This is a genomic window from Tenacibaculum sp. A30 (assembly GCF_051200845.1).
GTDB lineage: Bacteria > Bacteroidota > Bacteroidia > Flavobacteriales > Flavobacteriaceae > Polaribacter.
Genome location: NZ_CP195160.1, coordinates 948,650 through 967,604, shown reverse-complemented (window position 1 = coordinate 967,604; position 18,955 = coordinate 948,650). Strand labels below are relative to the sequence as shown.

18 protein-coding genes, 3 tRNA genes and 2 pseudogenes are annotated in these 18,955 nt (G+C 32.7%); 20 read left to right on the top strand and 3 right to left on the bottom strand.

Annotated features, from left to right (window positions below; genetic code table 11):
• Window positions 1-3: 3 nt before the first annotated feature.
• On the top strand, window positions 4-1,242 hold the full coding sequence (locus tag ACR9ES_RS04610) for a tetratricopeptide repeat protein (protein WP_435255275.1): 1,239 nt from the start codon (window positions 4-6) through the stop codon (window positions 1,240-1,242).
• A 79-nt stretch (window positions 1,243-1,321) separates the two neighbouring features.
• Here the strand turns inward: ACR9ES_RS04610 and ACR9ES_RS04605 are convergent, their stop codons facing one another.
• The 3 genes from ACR9ES_RS04605 to ACR9ES_RS04595 are packed head-to-tail and all read right to left on the bottom strand — an operon-like array spanning window position 1,322 to window position 3,593.
• Window positions 1,322-2,095, bottom strand: coding sequence for an NlpC/P60 family protein (locus ACR9ES_RS04605; protein WP_435255274.1), 774 nt, complete (start codon window positions 2,093-2,095; stop codon window positions 1,322-1,324).
• Between the two features lie 17 nt (window positions 2,096-2,112).
• Window positions 2,113-2,391 (bottom strand): four helix bundle protein, encoded by a 279-nt coding sequence (locus tag ACR9ES_RS04600; protein ID WP_274634947.1) that lies wholly within the window; start codon window positions 2,389-2,391, stop codon window positions 2,113-2,115.
• 26 nt (window positions 2,392-2,417) lie between these two features.
• The gene (locus ACR9ES_RS04595) at window positions 2,418-3,593 is read right to left on the bottom strand and encodes an acetyl-CoA C-acyltransferase (RefSeq protein WP_435255273.1); all 1,176 of its coding nucleotides are present in this window, start codon (window positions 3,591-3,593) and stop codon (window positions 2,418-2,420) included.
• A gap of 161 nt (window positions 3,594-3,754) precedes the next feature.
• Between ACR9ES_RS04595 and ACR9ES_RS04590 the strand changes: the two genes are divergently transcribed.
• The 19 genes and pseudogenes from ACR9ES_RS04590 to ACR9ES_RS04500 all read left to right on the top strand — a co-directional run bounded on the left by ACR9ES_RS04590 (window position 3,755) and on the right by ACR9ES_RS04500 (window position 18,878).
• Window positions 3,755-5,797, top strand: a complete 2,043-nt coding sequence (locus ACR9ES_RS04590) for an HD family phosphohydrolase (RefSeq protein ID WP_435255272.1) — start codon at window positions 3,755-3,757, stop codon at window positions 5,795-5,797.
• 96 nt (window positions 5,798-5,893) lie between these two features.
• Window positions 5,894-5,976, top strand: a tRNA-Ser gene (locus ACR9ES_RS04585).
• Between the two features lie 24 nt (window positions 5,977-6,000).
• Window positions 6,001-6,075: transfer RNA gene (locus ACR9ES_RS04580), tRNA-Pro, on the top strand.
• 6 nt (window positions 6,076-6,081) lie between these two features.
• Window positions 6,082-6,155 (top strand) — tRNA-Arg (locus ACR9ES_RS04575).
• A 231-nt stretch (window positions 6,156-6,386) separates the two neighbouring features.
• Window positions 6,387-7,607 carry a site-specific integrase gene (locus ACR9ES_RS04570; RefSeq protein WP_435255271.1) on the top strand — a complete coding sequence of 407 codons (1,221 nt, stop codon included), beginning with the start codon at window positions 6,387-6,389 and terminating at the stop codon, window positions 7,605-7,607.
• Window positions 7,608-7,717: 110 nt separating this feature from the next.
• Window positions 7,718-8,560: an RteC domain-containing protein gene (locus ACR9ES_RS04565; RefSeq protein ID WP_435255270.1), complete on the top strand. Its 843-nt coding sequence runs from the start codon at window positions 7,718-7,720 to the stop codon at window positions 8,558-8,560.
• A 319-nt stretch (window positions 8,561-8,879) separates the two neighbouring features.
• Window positions 8,880-9,158: a helix-turn-helix domain-containing protein gene (locus tag ACR9ES_RS04560; protein ID WP_435255269.1), complete on the top strand. Its 279-nt coding sequence runs from the start codon at window positions 8,880-8,882 to the stop codon at window positions 9,156-9,158.
• Between the two features lie 380 nt (window positions 9,159-9,538).
• Complete coding sequence (locus ACR9ES_RS04555; protein WP_435255268.1) at window positions 9,539-10,111, top strand: hypothetical protein; 573 nt, start codon at window positions 9,539-9,541, stop codon at window positions 10,109-10,111.
• A 436-nt stretch (window positions 10,112-10,547) separates the two neighbouring features.
• Window positions 10,548-11,222: an ATPase gene (locus ACR9ES_RS04550; RefSeq protein ID WP_435255267.1), complete on the top strand. Its 675-nt coding sequence runs from the start codon at window positions 10,548-10,550 to the stop codon at window positions 11,220-11,222.
• A 144-nt stretch (window positions 11,223-11,366) separates the two neighbouring features.
• Window positions 11,367-11,609 carry a helix-turn-helix domain-containing protein gene (locus ACR9ES_RS04545; RefSeq protein WP_435255266.1) on the top strand — a complete coding sequence of 81 codons (243 nt, stop codon included), beginning with the start codon at window positions 11,367-11,369 and terminating at the stop codon, window positions 11,607-11,609.
• A gap of 1,251 nt (window positions 11,610-12,860) precedes the next feature.
• Window positions 12,861-14,111, top strand: a complete 1,251-nt coding sequence (locus tag ACR9ES_RS04540) for a type II toxin-antitoxin system HipA family toxin (protein ID WP_435255265.1) — start codon at window positions 12,861-12,863, stop codon at window positions 14,109-14,111.
• Window positions 14,112-14,222, top strand: a pseudogene (locus tag ACR9ES_RS04535) (ATPase); the annotation flags it as partial.
• Window positions 14,223-14,290: 68 nt separating this feature from the next.
• The gene (locus ACR9ES_RS04530; RefSeq protein WP_435255264.1) at window positions 14,291-14,554 is read left to right on the top strand and encodes a helix-turn-helix domain-containing protein; all 264 of its coding nucleotides are present in this window, start codon (window positions 14,291-14,293) and stop codon (window positions 14,552-14,554) included.
• A 1-nt stretch (window position 14,555) separates the two neighbouring features.
• Window positions 14,556-15,821, top strand: coding sequence for a type II toxin-antitoxin system HipA family toxin (locus tag ACR9ES_RS04525; protein ID WP_435255263.1), 1,266 nt, complete (start codon window positions 14,556-14,558; stop codon window positions 15,819-15,821).
• A gap of 263 nt (window positions 15,822-16,084) precedes the next feature.
• A pseudogene (locus tag ACR9ES_RS04520) lies at window positions 16,085-16,273 on the top strand (ATPase); the annotation flags it as partial.
• Window positions 16,274-16,580: 307 nt separating this feature from the next.
• Complete coding sequence (locus tag ACR9ES_RS04515) at window positions 16,581-17,195, top strand: ATPase (RefSeq protein WP_435255262.1); 615 nt, start codon at window positions 16,581-16,583, stop codon at window positions 17,193-17,195.
• Window positions 17,196-17,402: 207 nt separating this feature from the next.
• On the top strand, window positions 17,403-17,642 hold the full coding sequence (locus tag ACR9ES_RS04510) for a helix-turn-helix transcriptional regulator (protein ID WP_435255261.1): 240 nt from the start codon (window positions 17,403-17,405) through the stop codon (window positions 17,640-17,642).
• Window positions 17,614-17,931: a HipA N-terminal domain-containing protein gene (locus ACR9ES_RS04505; protein WP_435255260.1), complete on the top strand. Its 318-nt coding sequence runs from the start codon at window positions 17,614-17,616 to the stop codon at window positions 17,929-17,931. The genes ACR9ES_RS04510 and ACR9ES_RS04505 overlap by 29 nt, the downstream gene beginning before the upstream one ends.
• Complete coding sequence (locus ACR9ES_RS04500) at window positions 17,928-18,878, top strand: HipA domain-containing protein (protein WP_435255259.1); 951 nt, start codon at window positions 17,928-17,930, stop codon at window positions 18,876-18,878. The genes ACR9ES_RS04505 and ACR9ES_RS04500 overlap by 4 nt, the downstream gene beginning before the upstream one ends.
• The last annotated feature ends 77 nt before the right edge of the window (window positions 18,879-18,955 follow it).

Genomic DNA, 18,955 nt, shown 5'->3' with positions numbered 1-18,955 from the left:
AAAATGAAAAATCAATTTATAGCCCTTTCTTTAGGATTGATGTCGTTAGGGGCAGTGGCTCAAAAATCAGAATTAAAAGAAGCTGAAAAAGCAATTAAAAAACAAGATTTTACTACGGCATTAAGTACTCTTAAAACTATTGAAGGGTCTTTAATGATGAATGGTGAAGACAAGTACAAGTCTAAGTTTTACTTTTTAAAAGGTAAAGCATTAGCAGCACAAAAAGATTACAAAGGAGCAGCAGAATCTTTAAACGCTTTATTTGCAATGAATGAAAGCAAGTACGGAGATGAAGCTCGTCCTATCTTAAATCAGATGATTCAAGAAGTATCAAATAAAGCTGTTGATTTCTATAACAATAAGAAAGATTACAAAAATGCAGCTGAGAATTTTTACTTAACCTATCTTTTAAGTCCTGTAGATACTTCTTTTGCTTACAATGCAGCAGTTTCAGCTACACAAGCTAAAGATTATGATAAAGCTATTGAGTACTACAGAGAGTTACAAAAAATAGGGTACACAGGAATTGAAAAAGAATTCGTTGCTACAGATAAAGCTTCAGGAAAAGTAGAAAGCTTTGGTAATGACAAGGCAAGAAGAGATTTAATGGTAAAATCAGGTGGTTACCTTAAGCCAGATGTAAGATCTTCAGAGTCAAAAACAGCAACCATAGTTAAAAACGTAGCTTTAATTTTAAAAGAGCAAGGAAAAACAGAAGAGGCAATTGCAGCTTTTAAAGATGCTCGTACATCTAACCCTAAAGATCTTAACTTAATTTTAAACGAAGCTCAATTATATGTTGAGATGGGTAAAATGGATAAGTTTGGTGAATTGATGAGCGAAGCAGTAGCTTTAGATCCTGAAAATCCAACGTTATACTATAACTTAGGAGTAGTAAACTTCAATCAAGGTAGAATGGAAGATGCTAAGAAGTACTACGAAAAAACAATTGAATTAAAGCCAGATCATGCAGATGCTTATATGAACTTAGCTGTAGTAATTTTAGATCAAGAGAAAGCGATTGTTGAGGAAATGAACAAGAACTTATCTAACTTTAAAAAGTATGACGAGTTAGCAGCTAAACAAAAAGAAGTTTACAAAGAAGCAATTCCGTTTTTAGAAAAGGCAGATAGCTTAAACAGAAGTATCGATACAGTTAAAACTTTAATGAATTTATATGAAGTTTTAGAAATGAGTGATAAAGCTTCTGAATACAGAGAGTTATACAAATCTATGCAATAAATAATTGTTGTAAGACATAAAAAAAAGCGGAACTAAATTTAGTTCCGCTTTTTTATTATGATAAAAAGTTGAAAAATGTTTAGTCAACTAAACGTTTAATAACTCTTAGTTTATGCGTGTGTTGATGTGTGTCAACATTGTAAATACCACTATGATCCAATTTATCAATACGAACTTTTCCGTGGGCGTGAATAATGTTATAATCGTTCATGATAATTCCAACATGAGTAATAACACCTTCTTCGTTATCAAAAAAGGCTAAATCACCTGGTTCACTTTCTTCAATAAAGCTTAACACTTCTCCTTGAGTTGCCTGTTGTTTAGCGTCTCTAAGAAGGTTGTATCCGCATAATTTATATACGATTTGTGTAAATCCAGAACAGTCGATTCCGAAAGGAGATTTACCTCCCCATAAATAAGGAACATTTAAAAATAAAAAAGCGGTTTCTACAATAGTAGATTTTTCTAATTTATTACCACAAACTTTACCGTCATAAACAAATGAAGTGTTGTTAATGTTTATTTTATTTTCCTTGAATAATGGAAGACGAGCTCCCATAGGAATTGTTGTTAGATTACTATTGTTATCCGTAATAAAATCAATTAACTCACCAGCATACTGCTTTTTTTCTTTTGATAGAAGTGTATGTGTTTCTTCTGAAATTTCTTCGTATTGTTTGTTGTCGATATATCCTTCGTAGCTATCAAAATCTAAACGAATTTTACTCCATTTTTTTGACTTTTCTATAACTTCAAAGTGTTCACCAAAAAGAACCTGACTAACCATTTCCGAAGCATCAGAAGGTTCTAATCGAAGAGGAACAATACTTAAATTACAAATTCCGTAAGACATTGATGGGTTTCTATTGATTATTTATTATTGTTTATTTGAGTGGAAATTGTTTTTCTTGAAGCGACAAAAATAGAAGTCAATTCTTTAGCTTCTTCAATAACAATACTTAATTTAGCTACAAAAGAACGTTTAGATTGTCCTAAACAAGCAGCTCGGTAATTACTACCAACAGATGTTGAAGCTCTAACTAATTGTCCTTTTATGTGATTTCCAAGGTAAGTATTCGGTAATGAAAGAGCAACGTCTACAGCTGTGTGTGCAAATAATCTTGTTCGTTCTAAAAGTTGCTCTTTCATTAATAATTAGTAAATATAATTAAAAACTATACTCTTTCAATTACCATTGCGCTAGCACCACCACCACCGTTACAAATACCAGCAGCACCAATTTTAGCGTTATTCTGTTTTAAAATTGAAGTTAAAGCTATGATAATTCTAGCTCCTGAAACTCCTAACGGATGCCCTAACGAAACAGCCCCACCATTTACATTTACTTGATCAGCTGATAGTCCTAAGATTTTCATATTTGCTAAACCAACTACAGAGAATGCTTCATTTAATTCGAAATAATCAACATCTTCAATAGCAACTCCAGCTTTAGCTAAAGCTTTTGGTAGTGCTTTTGCAGGAGCGGTAGTAAACCATTTTGGTTCGTGAGCAGCATCTGCATATCCTCTAATTTTAGCTAATGGAGTTAATCCTAACTCAGCAGCTTTATCAGCAGACATTAATACTAAGGCAGCTCCACCATCATTAATAGTTGATGCATTGGCAGCAGTTACGGTTCCTTCTTTAGTAAAAGCAGGACGTAAAGCTGGGATTTTATCCATTTTTACGTTTTTGTATTCTTCATCTTCAGAAAAAATGATAGGCTCACCACGACGTTGAGGTATTTCTACAGGAACGATTTCATCTGCAAATTTCCCTTCGCTCCAAGCTTTAGCAGAACGGTTGTATGATTCAACAGCAAAAGCATCTTGGTCTTCTCTAGAAAATTCATATTCAACAGCACACTCATCAGCACAAACTCCCATAGCCACTTGCTCGTAAGCGTCTACTAATCCGTCTTTTTGCATTCCATCTTCCATCTTAATAGGTCCGAATTTAGAACCAGTTCTAGCATGTTGGTAATGAGGAATCATACTCATGTTCTCCATACCACCAGCTACAACGATTTCAGCATCACCTAAAGCAATGGTTTGTGCAGCTAACATGATAGATTTCATTCCCGAAGAACAAACTTTGTTTACAGTAGTGCAAGGTACAGTATCAGGAATTCCAGCAAAAATAGCAGCTTGACGCGCTGGTGCTTGACCTAAACCTGCCGAAACTACATTTCCCATAAAAACTTCTTCAACCATTTCTGGCTTTAAGTTAATTTTATCTAAAGCTCCTTTAATAGCTACCGCACCTAACTTCGGCGCTGGTATAGTTGATAAGGACCCTAAAAAACTACCAATTGGAGTTCTAGCTACTGATACTATTACTACTTCTTTCATTTGTTATATTGTTAATTGTATTCTTTTTGATAAACCTTTTAAAGGGTAGGTTTATTGTATTGAATATGTTGTATTAAGATTTGCTTTGCGAAAATAACCATTTTATAGTAAGTACTCAAATAATAGAGAAAGGTTATATTTACATTTTATAAATATCTAAAATGAACGATTTAATCAATAGGTTATATAAAAACAATACGATAATTTACAAAGTGTTATTGTTTTTAATAACAGTAATAGCTATTGTGTATTTATTTCCGAAAGGAGGGCAGTTTAAGTACGATTTCCCGCAAGGTAAACCTTGGCAGTATGATAATTTATACGCTCCTTTTGATTTTGCTATTCAAAAAACTCCTGAAGAAATTGCAACAGAGAAAAAGGAAATTGAATCAAATTCAAAAAAATATTTCGAAGTTGATACTTCTGTAAAAAATGACGTGCTAAATTCTTTTTCAAAAGATATAAACTCATTAGATTCACTATCAACCTATACTATAAGGGATTTAGTTAAAGAAGGAGAGAGGATTATCGATAAGATTTATACCTATGGTTTTTTAGATGATGCAAGTAATGATAAAGCTCGTATAAATGATATCGTAGTTTTAAGAAAAGGAAATTCGATAGATGATGTTCCCTTCTCAAAATTGATACAATCTAAGGAAATATTAAAGTTTTTACGGTTAAATACAGAAGCGTTTCCGTATTACAAACAAAGAATACTCATAAACTACTTATCGAGCAATTTAAAACCGAACGTAACGTATGATTATAAGTTTAGCGAGAAAGAATTAAATGAGCTTTTAAAAAACATTTCTTATGCAAAAGGAAAAGTATCAAAAGGAGAATTAATTATTTTAAAAGGAGATATTGTTGAAGGAAGAAAATTCAATGTTTTAAAATCGTACGAAGTAGCTTTTAGTTCTCTCATTTGGACAAAATCTAATTACAACTGGATTGTTTTCGGCTATACCATTTTGGTGGCATTTGCGCTTTTGATGTTATTGCTTTTTTTAGAAAAATACAGACTTGAAATTTTTAATGATAACAACAAAGTAACGTTTATCTTCTTCAATGTCTTTTTGATGATTTTGGTACAAACCATGGTGGTAAAGTACAATTCAGATTATTTGTATGTTGTTCCGCTAAGTATTTTGCCAATTGTTTTAAAAGCTTTTTTTGATGCACGTTTAGGGTTGTTTACACACGTGCTTACTGTGTTGTTACTTGGGTTCATAGTGCCTAACAGTTTTGAATTTATTTACTTACACATTATTGCAGGAATTGTAACCATTTTAACGGTATCAGAACTTTATAAACGAGCGAGTTTATTTATGTCAATAGGACAAATTACGTTGATTTACATGCTTACTTATTTTGCATTTTCTATTTTAAAAGAAGGAAATGCAGATAAAATAAATTGGGAGTATTTCGGATTATTTGCAGCTAATGGATTGTTGTCGTTTTTAGCGGTATTCTTCATTTATTTTTATGAAAAACTCTTCGGATTGGTTTCTGATGTCACATTGCTAGAGTTATCGAACACAAACTCTAAGTTATTGAGAGATTTAAATGAAAAAGCTCCAGGAACCTTTCAACATTCTATGCAAGTAGCAAACTTAGCTGAGGCAGCAGCGAATGAAATAGGAGCAAACTCGATGTTAGTTCGTACAGGGGCTTTATATCATGATATAGGAAAGATGGTGAATCCGATGTACTTTACCGAAAACCAATCAACTGGGGTGAATCCGCACAACGATTTGTTACCAGTAGATAGCGCTCGTATTATTTTAGATCATGTAATTAACGGAATAGAAATAGCTAAAAAGAACAAGTTACCAGATAGAATCATTGATTTTATTCGAACACACCATGGAACAAGCGTTACGTATTACTTCTATAAAATGGAGTTAGAAAACAACCCTGAAGTTGATATTAAGAAGTTTCAATACCAAGGACCGATTCCTTTTTCTAAAGAAACAGCTATTTTAATGATGTGTGATGCTGCTGAGGCGGCTTCTAAGAGCTTAAAAAACCCAACAGCACAATCTATAGATCAGTTAATAGATAGGATAGTTGACAAGCAAAAAAACGATAATCAGTTCATAAATTCGGATATTACGTTTAGAGAAATAGAAAAAATAAAAAAAATTATAAAGAATAAGTTAATGAATATCTATCACTTACGTGTAGAGTATCCAGAATAGTGATTTTTTTTCGAAAAAAAGTTTGTAGAAACGTATTTATAGTTATACATTTGCACTCGCAATTTTTAATTCACGCTTAGGCGCAGAATTAAGGAAGGAGAGGTGGCAGAGTGGTAATGCAGCAGCCTGCTAAGCTGTCATCGTTTTTCGATGCCCGGGTTCGAATCCCGGTCTCTCCGCAAAAAAATTGTAGATGACCCAATCGGGGTGTAGCGTAGCCCGGTCATCGCGCCTGCTTTGGGAGCAGGAGGTCGCAGGTTCGAATCCTGCCACCCCGACATACTGGTCGCGTAGCTCAGTTGGATAGAGCATCTGCCTTCTAAGCAGACGGTCACAGGTTCGAATCCTGTCGCGATCACTGGAAGCACAATTAAAATGTGTCAAAACCTTGCAAACTATATGATTTGCAAGGTTTTCTAGTTTTTAGACTATCATATTAAATGGTATAATTTGATACAATTCGGTGACACTTTCGGTGACACCTAATTAAATTTAATTGAGTGTTACCGAATTGGATGTAAGAATCTTGTTTTTAAATAGTTGATTTGATTTTTGTCTTAGGTAATTATTAATTTTTAAGACAGTAACTATGAAAACAAACCAATCATTTAGCCTGCTATTTTGGGCTAGAACTTCAAAGGATAGTGCTTTAAATGCTTCAATTTATGCGAGAATAACCGTAAACGGTAAAAGGATAGAATTTAGTTTGTCTAAGAATATTCTTAAATCAGAGTGGGATTCAAAAAAGGGGAGAGTAAAAGGAAGCAAAGAAAATTCCAGAGTCATTAACAACTACTTAGAGCACGTAAAAGGCCAAATAAATATGGCTTATAACGAGTTGTTACAAGAAGGTAAGCTAATTACTTCAGCATCCATTAAAGCTAGGTACTTTGGCGAAGACACAAAACATTACACAATTAAAGAGTTGTTTGAGTATCACAATACTGTTTCAGAGCATAAACTTAACAAGTATACAATGAAACATTACAAAACAACTCAAAAGTATATCAAGCTTTTTCTAGCAAAAAAATATAAAAAAAATGATGACTACCTAAGAAACCTTAACTATGCTTTTATCGTAGATTTTGAACACTTTTTAAAAGCACATACACCAAACGATCATCAACGAAAGATAAGTAATAATACGGCTATGAAACACCTTCAAAGACTTCGTAAAATGGTGACGATGGCTTTTCACAATGAATGGATTGATAGAGATCCATTTGTAAAATTCAAATCATCGTTTGAAAAAAGAGAACGAGAGTATTTAACAGAAGAAGAATTAAAAAGATTGGTGGAATTTAATAGTTCAATTAATCGATTGAATATTGTTAAAGATTTGTTTGTTTTTAGTTGTTATACAGGAGTATCGTATATTGATATTATGCAGCTGACTAGTGATAATATAATGAAAGGTATTGATGGAGAAGATTGGATAGTTACAAAAAGACAAAAAACAAATACTTCTATCAAGGTTCCATTGTTTGATATTCCCAAATATTTAATAGAGAAATATCGTGATCATCAAAGAACAGCTTTTTCCAATACATTATTTCCGGTAGTCTCAAACCAAAAAGTAAATAGCTATTTGAAAGAGATAGCAGATATATGTTCTATAAAGAAGAACTTAACATTTCATATGGCTCGTCATACGTTTGCAACGACAATAACACTAAGTAATGGAGTGCCAATTGAAACTGTTTCAAAACTGTTAGGGCATACGAAGATTGCTACGACACAGATTTACGCTAGAATCTTAGATAAGAAGGTGAGTGAAGATATGAGAGAGTTAAAAACACGGATTTCATAAAAAGTAAGTGTTAACTCTATGTTTTTAAAAATAATATATTCATTTTTAATGTGTTATGTTTGGTGTTTCGATTTTTTTTACAAAATTGAGGTGCTAAAAACTATGAAATGATGTCCCCTTCAATTGAGAACTATGAGTCTCAACAAAAGAGAACTGCCCAAGAGGTAGGTTCTAAAGTAGAAATACTTAAAAAGCACATACATAAAGCAAAGGTTTTTCTGTATGAACTTAGGCTTTTTATACGTGAAAATCATTTTGAATCTGATAAAGATGAAATTCATTTTTTCAAAAATGTAAAACCAAAGATTTGTGCAGATTTAACTTTTTATTCAGAGCAACTAGAGTATGAGGTTTTAAAACCGAATTCATCAATAAGTGTTCAAAAGCAATATGTAAAGTCTGTATTGAAAAAGCTGGAATCTCATAAAAGGAAGAATATAGTCTTCTATAAATACTACAAGCAAAAAGGGACGGTGTTAGATCATATTTATTTTCTAAGAGGAAACGAGCAGCTAGAATTATTCAATGTGAGTCTAATCCCATCCTTAGATCCTGAGTTTTTTACGAGTCATTGTCTTTTAGCATCTCAGGTGTTGAGTTATGATTTATTGACAGAATTTTACAAAAAAGAGCTTTTAAACTTTAAGAAAATTGAAAGCGGTCATTTCAATACCTCAGTAGAATCATCTATAGATTGGAATATCAATTGGACAGCATCTAAAACCGATTTAATAGAATTAATTTATGCGTTAAAAGTTTCTGGAGCTATAGATGGCGGAGTAGGAAATATCAATCAAATCTCTAAAGTACTTTCAGAATTATTTAATGTAGAATTGGGTAATTTTTATAAAACCTATTCAGAAATCAAGAATCGAAGTAAAGACAGAACTAAATTTCTCAACAAATTAGTCCAGAGTTTACAAGCAAAACTCGATTATGATGATAGTTTATAACTATTCGTAATACATACGTAACTACGATAGTAGTTTTTAGATGAAATTATAGTGCTAGAGTTGGCTTTATAATGCTTGTTTTATTCTAAAAACTACATTAATACTCTTGAAGTATGGAAAAAATATTTTTCGTTACTACCTAGTACATATCGAAATAGATCAAAAAAACACACTCACATTTGCAATACAAAAATCAAATCAACGATTCACGAGCACTTGTTTATCAAAATAGTAAAGTTCGTGAGCTAAATCAACAAGAAGAGGCTGTATGAATTGTGGGGGCATTCTGCAGCTTCTTTAATTAAAATGAATTTTACAAATGCCAACATCAATCATTACAACAGACGATTTAAGAGAGTTTAAACTTGAGTTATTAGGGGATATCAAAGAACTATTGAATTCACAATCTGCTTCAAAACCTAAAAAGTGGTTAAAATCACAGGAAGTAAGGGAGTTATTAAGCATCTCACCAGGAACATTACAAAACCTCAGGATAAATGGAACTTTACCATATTCTAAAGTAGGTGGAGTAATTTATTACGATTACGAAGAAATCCTAAAAGTAATCGAAGAAAACAAAATCCATAACAAATTCTAGAGGTGTCATTGCGTAGGGCAACAGCGACATGGTAATCTTATGAATAGAATTTGTTTGGTATTCCAAGGTATAGGCGAAAAAGCTCATTAATAAAAAACATAACCGACCTATTTTACTTTCATTAGAATTCAAGGTTATTGAGTATAAGAGAATCCAAAGAGTTTACGGTCTGGATTCGGATACGAAATACAACGTAAAATTCAAAAAAAAGGAAAATACGTCTAGATTTTTTTGGTTCGTTTTTTTATCAATGGAAAAAATGAACAACATAAATAAAACACGATGTGTAATTTGTTTATTGGATAAGTAAAAAATGAAAATGGAAACATGGATACAGACCTAATACACCAAGGCAAGAAAAAGAACATATAAAAACACATATGTCAGAAGTCAATTACATAAAACACTTAAATACTGTTTTCTTTCAATTCTCAAAAGACAAGCGGTTAAATCCAACTCACATCAGTTTGTACATGGCCTTGTTTCAATTATGGAATATAAACCGATTCCCAGAAGATTTTTTTATCAATAGGGAAGAAGTAATGCAACTGTCAAAAATAGGTTCAAAATCAACGTATCATAGATGTTTGAAGGAGTTGAATCATTGGAGTTACGTTGTCTATTTCCCTTCACATAATCCATATCGAGGTAGTAAAATAAAGATGCTCAAATTCAGTACAACCTCTAAACAAGTAGAAGGACACAATAGTGCCAAAAATGGTATTAGTACTAAACAAGCATTGGTACCTATATATAAACATATACAAACTATAGAAAACAATATAAACGGTGAAAATGAAAAAAATAGAAAAAATGGTTTTCAATCAGATAATGAAGTACATGCAGGTTACGACAAACAAAACAGAAACGCTTGTACTGAGCGAAGTCGAAGTATCCCAAATAAGGACAACCTAAAAATAAGTAACGATAAGAATTACAATGAACCACTTTAATCTCATTACGAGAATTAAGCAATTAAAAGTAAACCGTCATTGCGAGGAACTTAGTGATGTTGCAATCTTATTAATCGGAGCGCAGGATTCATAACCCTGAGGTTAAAGTTAGAATAGCGACCTAAGATTTGCAGGCGAGTGTCAAACATTTGAAAATAGCGCAAAAAAGAAAAGCTGTTTGAGTGAAGCGAGTTCTTTTCTTTTTAGCTATTAAAAATCAGATTGACCGCTGAAAATCCAAGTCTTGATTTTTTGTTTCGTTTTGCATCAAGGCAAAATGAAAAGAATTAAAAAAGGATGATTACACCACTAGTAAAAGAAGAAAAGAGATCTAAAAATAAAATCCGTCATTACGATGAATGTCATTTACGTGTTAATCTTATGAGTAAAATCTACTAGAAATTTTAAGTATAGACGAAAACCTCTTTTAAAAAAAATGAAAACCAAAAAGCCACATATCATTTACGAAAACGGAGTAGAGTACCAATTAGGAAGTTTAAGTGACAATCACATACACTACGACTTTACTAAAATACTTGTCTATCTCAATGTAAAAGGAAAATTATTATTTGGCGAATCATTTAAAATCTATGAAGAAGACATGCAGATTATTTACAAGCTATGCTGTTACTTTATACAGGATGAGGAAGCGTGTAAAAAAATGAACATAGATATTCATAAAGGATTATTGTTAACTGGTCCTGTAGGATGCGGAAAAACTTCGTTGATGAAACTATTACGTTATATGATACCACATCAAAAGAAATACAAAATCATTCCATGTCGTAACACAGTATTTAGTTTTAACCATTTAGGATTTAAAACAATAGACGATTACGGTAATGATGGGTTTTATTGCTTTGACGATTTAGGAATAGAACCAGCTGGAAGACATTACGGAAAAGATTGCAATGTAATGGGAGAAATCCTCTTATCTCGTTACGACCTCTTTTGTCATCCTGAACTTAGTCGAAGGGTCAAAACACATTGTACCACCAACCTCAACGCACAAGAACTTGAAGAACGATACGGAAACCGTGTCCGATCAAGAATGCGACAACTCTTTAATTTAATAGCTTTTGATAAGGAAAGTATAGATAAGAGAATATAAAATAAGACCTATTAATTTTGGTTTTAAAAACCAACACAACACTACGTTGTTGCGTATTATCAACATAATGTGTATTTTTGTTGAAAATAAGCAACAATAATGAGTTCGAAGAGAAATATACTCTTTCCCAAGCATCAGGAAATTATGGAGCGTTTGGGTGAAAATATCAAACTGGCACGCAAAAGAAGAAAACTAACAACTGTTCAGGTTTCAGAAAGAGCAGGTATAGATAGAACGACCCTGTATAAAATCGAAAAAGGAAACTCAAGTGTAACCATAGGGGCTTATTTCAATGTACTTCGGGTACTTGGGTTACAAGACGATTTCCTTAAGCTTGCAGCCGATGATGAATTTGGAAGAAAGTTGCAAGACCTTGATTTAATATAAACCAAAGAGCAAGAGTAACAACGCATAAAAAATAAAATTATTAAAACCGACTTATTTTTGTTTTAGTAGAATTCAAGGTTATTGAGTATAAGAGAATCCAAAGAGTTTACGGTCTGGATTCGAATACGAAATACAACGTAGAATTCAAAAAAAGGAAAAGTTTGTCTTGATTTTTTGTTTCGTTTTGCATCAAGGCAAAATGAAAAGAATTAAAAAGGATGATTACACCGCTAGAAAAAAATGAAAAGAGATCTAAAAATAAAATCCGTCATTGCGAGGAACATAGTGATGTGGCAATTTTATGAATCAGAGCTCAGGATTCATAACCCTGAGTTTTAAAGACAGTAAAATAAAATTTTAGTAGCCGACCTATTTTCATTTTAGTAGAATTCAAGGTTATTGAGTATAAGAGAATCCAAAGAGTTTACGGTCTGGATTCGAATACGAAATACAACGTAGAATTCAAAAAAAGGAAAAGTTTGTCTTGATTTTTTGTTTCGTTTTGCATCAAGGCAAAATGAAAAGAATTAAAAAGGATGATTACACCGCTAGAAAAAAAATGAAAAGAGAACTAAAAATAAAATCCGTCATTGCGAAGAACTTAGTGACGTGGCAATTTTATAAATCAGAGCTCAGGATTCATAACCCTGAGTTTTAAAGACAGTAAAATAAAATTATTAAAACCGACCTATTTTCATTTTAGTAGAATTCAAGGTTATTGAGTATAAGAGAATCCAAAGAGTTTACGGTCTGGATTCGAATACGAAATACAACGTAGAATTCAAAAAAAGGAAAAGTTTGTCTTGATTTTTGTTTCGTTTTGCATCAAGGCAAAATGAAAAGAATTAAAAAGGATGATTACACCGCTAGAAAAAAATGAAAAGAGAACTAAAAATAAAATCCGTCATTGCGAAGAACTTAGTGACGTGGCAATTTTATAAATCAGAGCTCAGGATTCATAATACTGAGGTTAAAGTTAAACCAGTGACCTAAGAGTTGCAAGCGAGTGTCAAACATTTGAAAATAGCGCAAAAAAGAAAAGCTGTTTGAGTGAAGCGAGTTCTTTTTCTTTTAGCTATTAAAAATCAGATTGACCGCTGAAAATCCAAGTCTAGATTTTTTTGGTTCGTTTTTTTATCAATGAAATCAACTTTGTTGATTCATGAACACCATGAACAGATAAAAGATTTGTGAACTAAAAAAATGAACAACATAAAATAAAAACAGTAGTATACTTTAAGTACAAAAAAAATGGCAAAAGGTAAACAAGACATATTCATCTACGCACATTGGAAAGGATTGGAAGAACCTCAATTAATGGGAATACTTTCTGCATTGTACGCTAAAGGAAAAAAAGCATTCAGTTTCGAGTATGATAAAGATTGGTTAAAATCTAAAGAACAGATGCTGTTAGATCCAGATATACAGTTCTATAGCGGACCACAATATCCCAATAATAAAGAAAATTTCGGAGTGTTTTTAGACAGTATGCCAGATACTTGGGGACGAACCTTAATGAAACGAAGAGCAGCGCAGCAAGCAATTGAAAAAGGAGAGAAGGCAAAGACATTATACGAAATTGATTACTTGTTAGGGGTTTATGATGAAAGCAGAATGGGAGCTTTACGTTTTAAACTAGACCCTGAAGGACAGTTTTTAGACGACAACGAACTAAACCCAACACCGCCGTGGTCATCTATTCGAGAACTACAAGAAGCAGCAAAGAATTTTGAAAACGACGATGATAATGATGAGGTAAGAAAATGGCTAGCGGTATTAATGGCACCAGGATCTTCTTTAGGGGGTGCAAGACCAAAGGCTAACATATTAGATGAAAATAAGGAGTTATTAATTGCAAAATTTCCCTCAAAAAACGATACGATAGACAAAGCTGCTTGGGAATACTTAGCGTATCAGTTAGCGACCAAGGCAGGAATTCTTATGGCGCCATCAAAAATTGAAAAGATTAGTGGTAAGTTCAATACATTTTTTACCAAAAGATTTGATCGTGAAGATGGGGCTAGACTTCATTTCGCTTCGGCTATGACCATGACAGGTAATAACGAAGATACCATAAGAGATAACCCCGCAAGTTATTTAGATTTGGCGGAATTTATCCAAAACTACGGAGCAATGGTTAACGATAATTTAGAACAGTTATGGCGTAGAGTAGTATTTAATATTGCCATTTCAAATACCGATGACCATTTACGCAACCATGGCTTTATATTAACCAATCAAGGTTGGGTATTGTCACCAGCCTATGATTTGAATCCCTCTATAGACAAAGATGGATTGGCACTTAATATCGATATGGATAATAATGCGCTTGACTATGATTTAGTAAAAAGTGTAGGAGAGTTTTTCCGTTTAGATAACAAACAAATGGATAAAATCATTCAAGAAGTAGTAGAAGTAGTAGGAACTTGGAAAGAAGTGGCGGACAAGATTGGAATTTCAAAAAGTGAACAACAAATAATGAGCAAGGCTTTTAATGTTTAAATAAATAGCCAAGAACTTGAAGAACGATACGGAAACCGTGTCCGATCAAGAATGCGGCAACTCTTCAATTTAATAGCTTTTAACCAAAGCTCATCGGATAAAAGAATATAATAAATGTGTATTATAATAAACAATTATGTTGTTTTTTGCTATATTTGTGTATTATAATAAACTATATAATGATTGATGCTGTTACAATTAAAGACGTTAAGTTACAATTAGGAGAACTTTGTAAGCAGAAGAGACAAAATTACGAGATGTCTCAACAAGACCTAGCAGAAGCATTAGGAATCTCTAGATATACCATTCAAAAATTTGAAAATGGTAAAAATGCGACATTAGATACCGTCTTAAAAATAGCAAATCATTTTGATTTATTAAATAGTCTATATCAAGCTTTAAAAGATATTGAAAAGTCTAATGATATAAATTCAATGTACTAAGATGGCTAAAAATAAGATTATAGAAGTTATGTTATTTGGTCAAGAGATAGGAAAACTAGGCTATGATGTAGATAAAAGGAATTCTTATTTTCAATACAACCCCGATTTTTTAGAATCCAACCAATACACCAATATTTTTCCCTACGTATTTAAAAGAATAAAACCAGTACAGGTATTTAATAAATTTGAAGGAGAAACATTTAGGGGACTACCGCCAATGATTGCCGATTCTTTACCAGATATGTTTGGAAATATTATTTTTAAGGAGTGGTTTGAGGCTAAAAATAAAGAGTTTAAAAAAATTACACCATTAGAACAGTTAACCTATGTTTCGAATAGAGGTATGGGTGCCTTAGAATATAAACCTACTGCTAAAATACCGAAATCATCAACAATTAATATTGACGAAATTGTTGAAGTTTTAAATAAAGTGTTAGATTTAAAAAATGAAACAACAGCAGAGACATTAAATGATGCAGCGCTGTTAAACGTTTTTAAAATAGGAACTTCAGCTGGAGGAGCTAGACCCAAAATTTTAATTTCCGAACATAAAGAAACAGGTAAAATAATTCCTGGAGATATTGAGTATGGAGATGATTATAACCACTATTTAGTAAAGTTATGTATGAATGAAGAATGGGGGTATAACAGAGAAAAAGTTGAATATGCGTATTACCTAATGGCAGAAGAAACAGGTATTCAAATGATGCCTTCAAAACTAATAGAAAATAAACATTTTGCTACACTGCGTTACGACAGACAAAAGGGAGAAAAACAACATGTGCTTACAGCAACAGGTTTAACGGGATGGGATTTTAAAAAACCAGAGGATGGAAGTTATGAAAATGTATTCAAATTAGCGTTAGACCTTAAAGTGCCTTATAAAGACATACAAGAATTGTTCAGGCGTATGGTGTTTAATTTGGTTTTTGCTAATATTGATGACCACTTAAAGAATCACAGTTTTATATATAACAAGGAAACAAATTCATGGAGTTTAGCCCCTGCGTACGATTTAACATACCCATTGAATATCAATTTCAATTATAATAATATAGCTAGAGCATTATCTATCAATAATAAAAGAGCAGAGATCACTTTAGAAGATATCATGACGATTGCCGAAACCTATGCAATAAAAAATCCTAAAGGAATTATAAAAGAAGTTCAAAATGTAAAGAAAAGTTGGGGAAGCATTACTAAAGAATTAGAAATACCGGAAAAAGTGAGAAATAGTATTAAAAAGGAGTTTCTAACTTTTTTATAAAAAGTATTACGAAAAATACATCAAATGGGTCTATTACCAAGCAAATGAACTAGACCCTCTAAAATAATTTAACACACCTCATAACTTCTCGAATACGTCATGCTGTTCCGAAATTTCGGAAGACTTCAGTATCTCATCATGTAAAATCACAAACCTGTCATTTCGATCCCGACACTTCAGGATGAGAAATCGCAAGGTTCAGCGAAGCTAAATCTTACCAATGTAACCAATACGTCATTTCGAATCCCGACACTTCGGGATGAGAAATCCTTTTATCTTGTTACGACCTCTTTTATCATCCTGAGTTTAGTCGAAGGGTTAAAACACATTGCACTACCAAACTCAACGTACAAAAACTAGAAGAACGATACGGTAACCGTGTCCGATCAAGAATGCGACAGCTATTTAATTTGATTGCTTTTGATAAAGAAAATGTAGATAAACGAAGGTAAATTTTACCCATGTTTATTAAACGAGTGTAAAATAACCAATAATTCACTCTCATTTACCGTCTTTGCGAGAAGGTACACCGAAGCAATCTCATAAAATAAGTCAGAATCTAAACCCGTCATAGAATCTGGCAGGCGAGCGTCAATAGTTTAAAAACGCCGTTAAAAAAGAAAAGTTGTTTGAGCGAAGTGAGTTATTTTTCTTTTAGGCGTAGAAAACGTAATTGACCGCCGAAGATTTAAGACTAGCGTTTTTTGTTTCTTTTTTGGGCAATGCAAAAAAGAATGAATTATTTATAAAACCACAAGAATGAATTCATATTTTAATTATCATAAAGCAACCAAATGGCTAGAATCTAAAGGACAAGAACTATTTGGCATTCACATCAAAATTTATGATGAAGACATAACCATCATTCATAAACTCATGGCGTATTGCACAGGTGATGAAGAAATAGCACGTCAACTCAACATCAATTTAGAAAAAGGGATTCTGCTTTCTGGTCCTATTGGTTGCGGTAAAACAACCTTAGTGACTCTGATGAAATATTTGGCAACTCCTCAAAATAAATACTATGTAAAATCCGGTAGAGAAGTGAGTTTCGAATTCATTAATGAAGGTTACCAAGTAATTAACAGATATAGCAAGCCAAGTTTGCATCAATCCAAAGTAGGCATCATCTGCTTTGACGATCTTGGTACTGAAAATAATTTAAAATACTTCGGCAACGAATGTAATGTGATGGGAGAAATTCTTTTAAGTCGCTACGATCTATTTATTAGTAAAAAAGTCAAGACACATCTCACCACCAACCTGTCTGCATCAGAACTAGAATATTTTTATGGCAATCGAGTAAGAACCAGATTAAGAGAATCGTTTAATCTAATCGCCTTTAGCAATAAATCAAAAGACAAACGAAGGTAATTATTTAATCTTTTCAAACATAATTGATGTCGGTGTTCATTATTCTTTGATGTTCATTGTCAATGAACACGTTAAAGCAGTGAACAAGTGATTCCTTACATAACTACACCCTTAAAGGTATAAACACAATATAATTATAAAGTTTACACCCTTTAAGGTATAATTGTAAAATAATTCCCTATATTGTACCCATAAAGGTATAATATAATGGAATGGGATAGAGAAAACACCATAGCCCAATTTGTAAGGGATAGACGTAAAAAAGCAAATCTAACACAAGTAGAGTTATCAGACTTCACTGGTGTAGGCTTGCGTTTTGTACGCGAACTCGAACAGGGAAAACCAAATGTAATGACCGATAAAGTAAATCAGGTTCTTTTATTTTTTGGACACACACTAACACCAACACCTATAAGCGATGAGACAAGGAGAAATATGGGTAAATAAAACGTTAGCTGGTATATTAACCGAGGACGATAACGGCTATCTTTTCCAATATGAAAAAGCATATCTAGAAAATGAAAACAGATTAGCAGTCAGTTTAACCTTACCATTACAAGAAGAACCGTTTAGTGCCGAATACCTATTCCCTTTCTTCGATGGTTTAATTCCGGAAGGTTGGTTATTGGACATTGCACATAAAAATTGGAAAATAAATCCAAGAGATCGCATGGGCTTATTACTAACCACCTGTAGAGATTGTATTGGTAATATTAGCATTATAGAGAAAGTATGAACTATTGTTTAGCATGTCATAAAAAATTAGAAGATAGCGATATAAACTACCATCAAAACTGCCTAATTACATTTTGGCAAGAAGACACACCTGTGCTAAAATTAGACTATGAGCTATCTCAAATCGAAGCACTCGCAAAAGAAAACGTAGCGCAGCGTATTATTGTTACAGGCGTACAACCAAAATTATCATTAGGGTTCATCCAAGAAAATGCTCAAAATCGCTTGACCATTGTAGGTGCATTAAATGGCAGGTATATTTTAAAACCACCATTTCAAATGTATCCACAAATGCCGGAAATTGAAGCGTTATCTATGTTATTAACACAAGCTTGTGGAATAGCAACAGTACCCTTTTTATTAATACCTCTTAAGGATGGTGCTTTAGCCTATTTAACCAAACGCATAGATCGCACTACCAATAACGAAAAGTACCCAATGGAAGATGCTTGTCAATTCACAGAGCGACTCACAGAGCATAAATATCGTGGATCTTACGAGCAAATTGCAAAAGGCATTATAACCTATGCCCAAAACCCATTACTGGATGCCGTAAAATTTTATGAGCAAGTTATTGTTTCTTTCCTCATTGGAAATAACGATATGCATTTAAAAAACTTTTCACTCATAGCTAACGACAGTAAAAACTATAAATTGGCTCCAGCCTATGATATGGTAGCGGTTAAATTATTAATTCCGGAAGATCAAGAAGAGTTGGCACTAAACCTCAACGGTAAAAAGCGAAAAATTAAACGTCTAGATTTTAACGAAGCTATGTCCAAAGCACAAATCCCTGCAAAGGCAATTGAAAACCTATGGAATCGTATAGAAAAAGGCATGCAGCAATGGCAAGAATTAATTGCCTGTAGCTTTTTAAGTGAGGAAAATAAAAGCACTTTAATAGCACTGATAGAAAATAGAGCGAAACAATTAGAATTAAAATTCTAAACTAAATTTAAACATGGAAATATTCCTAATTACCTAAAAAAAGATTTATATTTTTATAGCTCTATATAGAGGTTAAG

What these genes read in the sequence shown, in the direction of transcription:
- ACR9ES_RS04525 (WP_435255263.1), top strand. Translation starts at nt 14,556, where the DNA reads ATGGCTAAAAATAAGATTATAGAAGTTATGTTATTTGGTCAAGAGATA.
- ACR9ES_RS04550 (WP_435255267.1), top strand. Translation starts at nt 10,548, where the DNA reads ATGAAAACCAAAAAGCCACATATCATTTACGAAAACGGAGTAGAGTAC.
- ACR9ES_RS04500 (WP_435255259.1), top strand. Translation starts at nt 17,928, where the DNA reads ATGAACTATTGTTTAGCATGTCATAAAAAATTAGAAGATAGCGATATA.
- ACR9ES_RS04570 (WP_435255271.1), top strand. Translation starts at nt 6,387, where the DNA reads ATGAAAACAAACCAATCATTTAGCCTGCTATTTTGGGCTAGAACTTCA.
- ACR9ES_RS04560 (WP_435255269.1), top strand. Translation starts at nt 8,880, where the DNA reads ATGCCAACATCAATCATTACAACAGACGATTTAAGAGAGTTTAAACTT.
- ACR9ES_RS04515 (WP_435255262.1), top strand. Translation starts at nt 16,581, where the DNA reads ATGAATTCATATTTTAATTATCATAAAGCAACCAAATGGCTAGAATCT.
- ACR9ES_RS04595 (WP_435255273.1), bottom strand. Translation starts at nt 3,593, where the DNA reads ATGAAAGAAGTAGTAATAGTATCAGTAGCTAGAACTCCAATTGGTAGT.
- ACR9ES_RS04605 (WP_435255274.1), bottom strand. Translation starts at nt 2,095, where the DNA reads ATGTCTTACGGAATTTGTAATTTAAGTATTGTTCCTCTTCGATTAGAA.
- ACR9ES_RS04565 (WP_435255270.1), top strand. Translation starts at nt 7,718, where the DNA reads ATGTCCCCTTCAATTGAGAACTATGAGTCTCAACAAAAGAGAACTGCC.
- ACR9ES_RS04510 (WP_435255261.1), top strand. Translation starts at nt 17,403, where the DNA reads ATGGAATGGGATAGAGAAAACACCATAGCCCAATTTGTAAGGGATAGA.
- ACR9ES_RS04610 (WP_435255275.1), top strand. Translation starts at nt 4, where the DNA reads ATGAAAAATCAATTTATAGCCCTTTCTTTAGGATTGATGTCGTTAGGG.
- ACR9ES_RS04505 (WP_435255260.1), top strand. Translation starts at nt 17,614, where the DNA reads ATGAGACAAGGAGAAATATGGGTAAATAAAACGTTAGCTGGTATATTA.
- ACR9ES_RS04590 (WP_435255272.1), top strand. Translation starts at nt 3,755, where the DNA reads ATGAACGATTTAATCAATAGGTTATATAAAAACAATACGATAATTTAC.
- ACR9ES_RS04540 (WP_435255265.1), top strand. Translation starts at nt 12,861, where the DNA reads ATGGCAAAAGGTAAACAAGACATATTCATCTACGCACATTGGAAAGGA.
- ACR9ES_RS04545 (WP_435255266.1), top strand. Translation starts at nt 11,367, where the DNA reads ATGGAGCGTTTGGGTGAAAATATCAAACTGGCACGCAAAAGAAGAAAA.
- ACR9ES_RS04600 (WP_274634947.1), bottom strand. Translation starts at nt 2,391, where the DNA reads ATGAAAGAGCAACTTTTAGAACGAACAAGATTATTTGCACACACAGCT.
- ACR9ES_RS04555 (WP_435255268.1), top strand. Translation starts at nt 9,539, where the DNA reads ATGTCAGAAGTCAATTACATAAAACACTTAAATACTGTTTTCTTTCAA.
- ACR9ES_RS04530 (WP_435255264.1), top strand. Translation starts at nt 14,291, where the DNA reads ATGATTGATGCTGTTACAATTAAAGACGTTAAGTTACAATTAGGAGAA.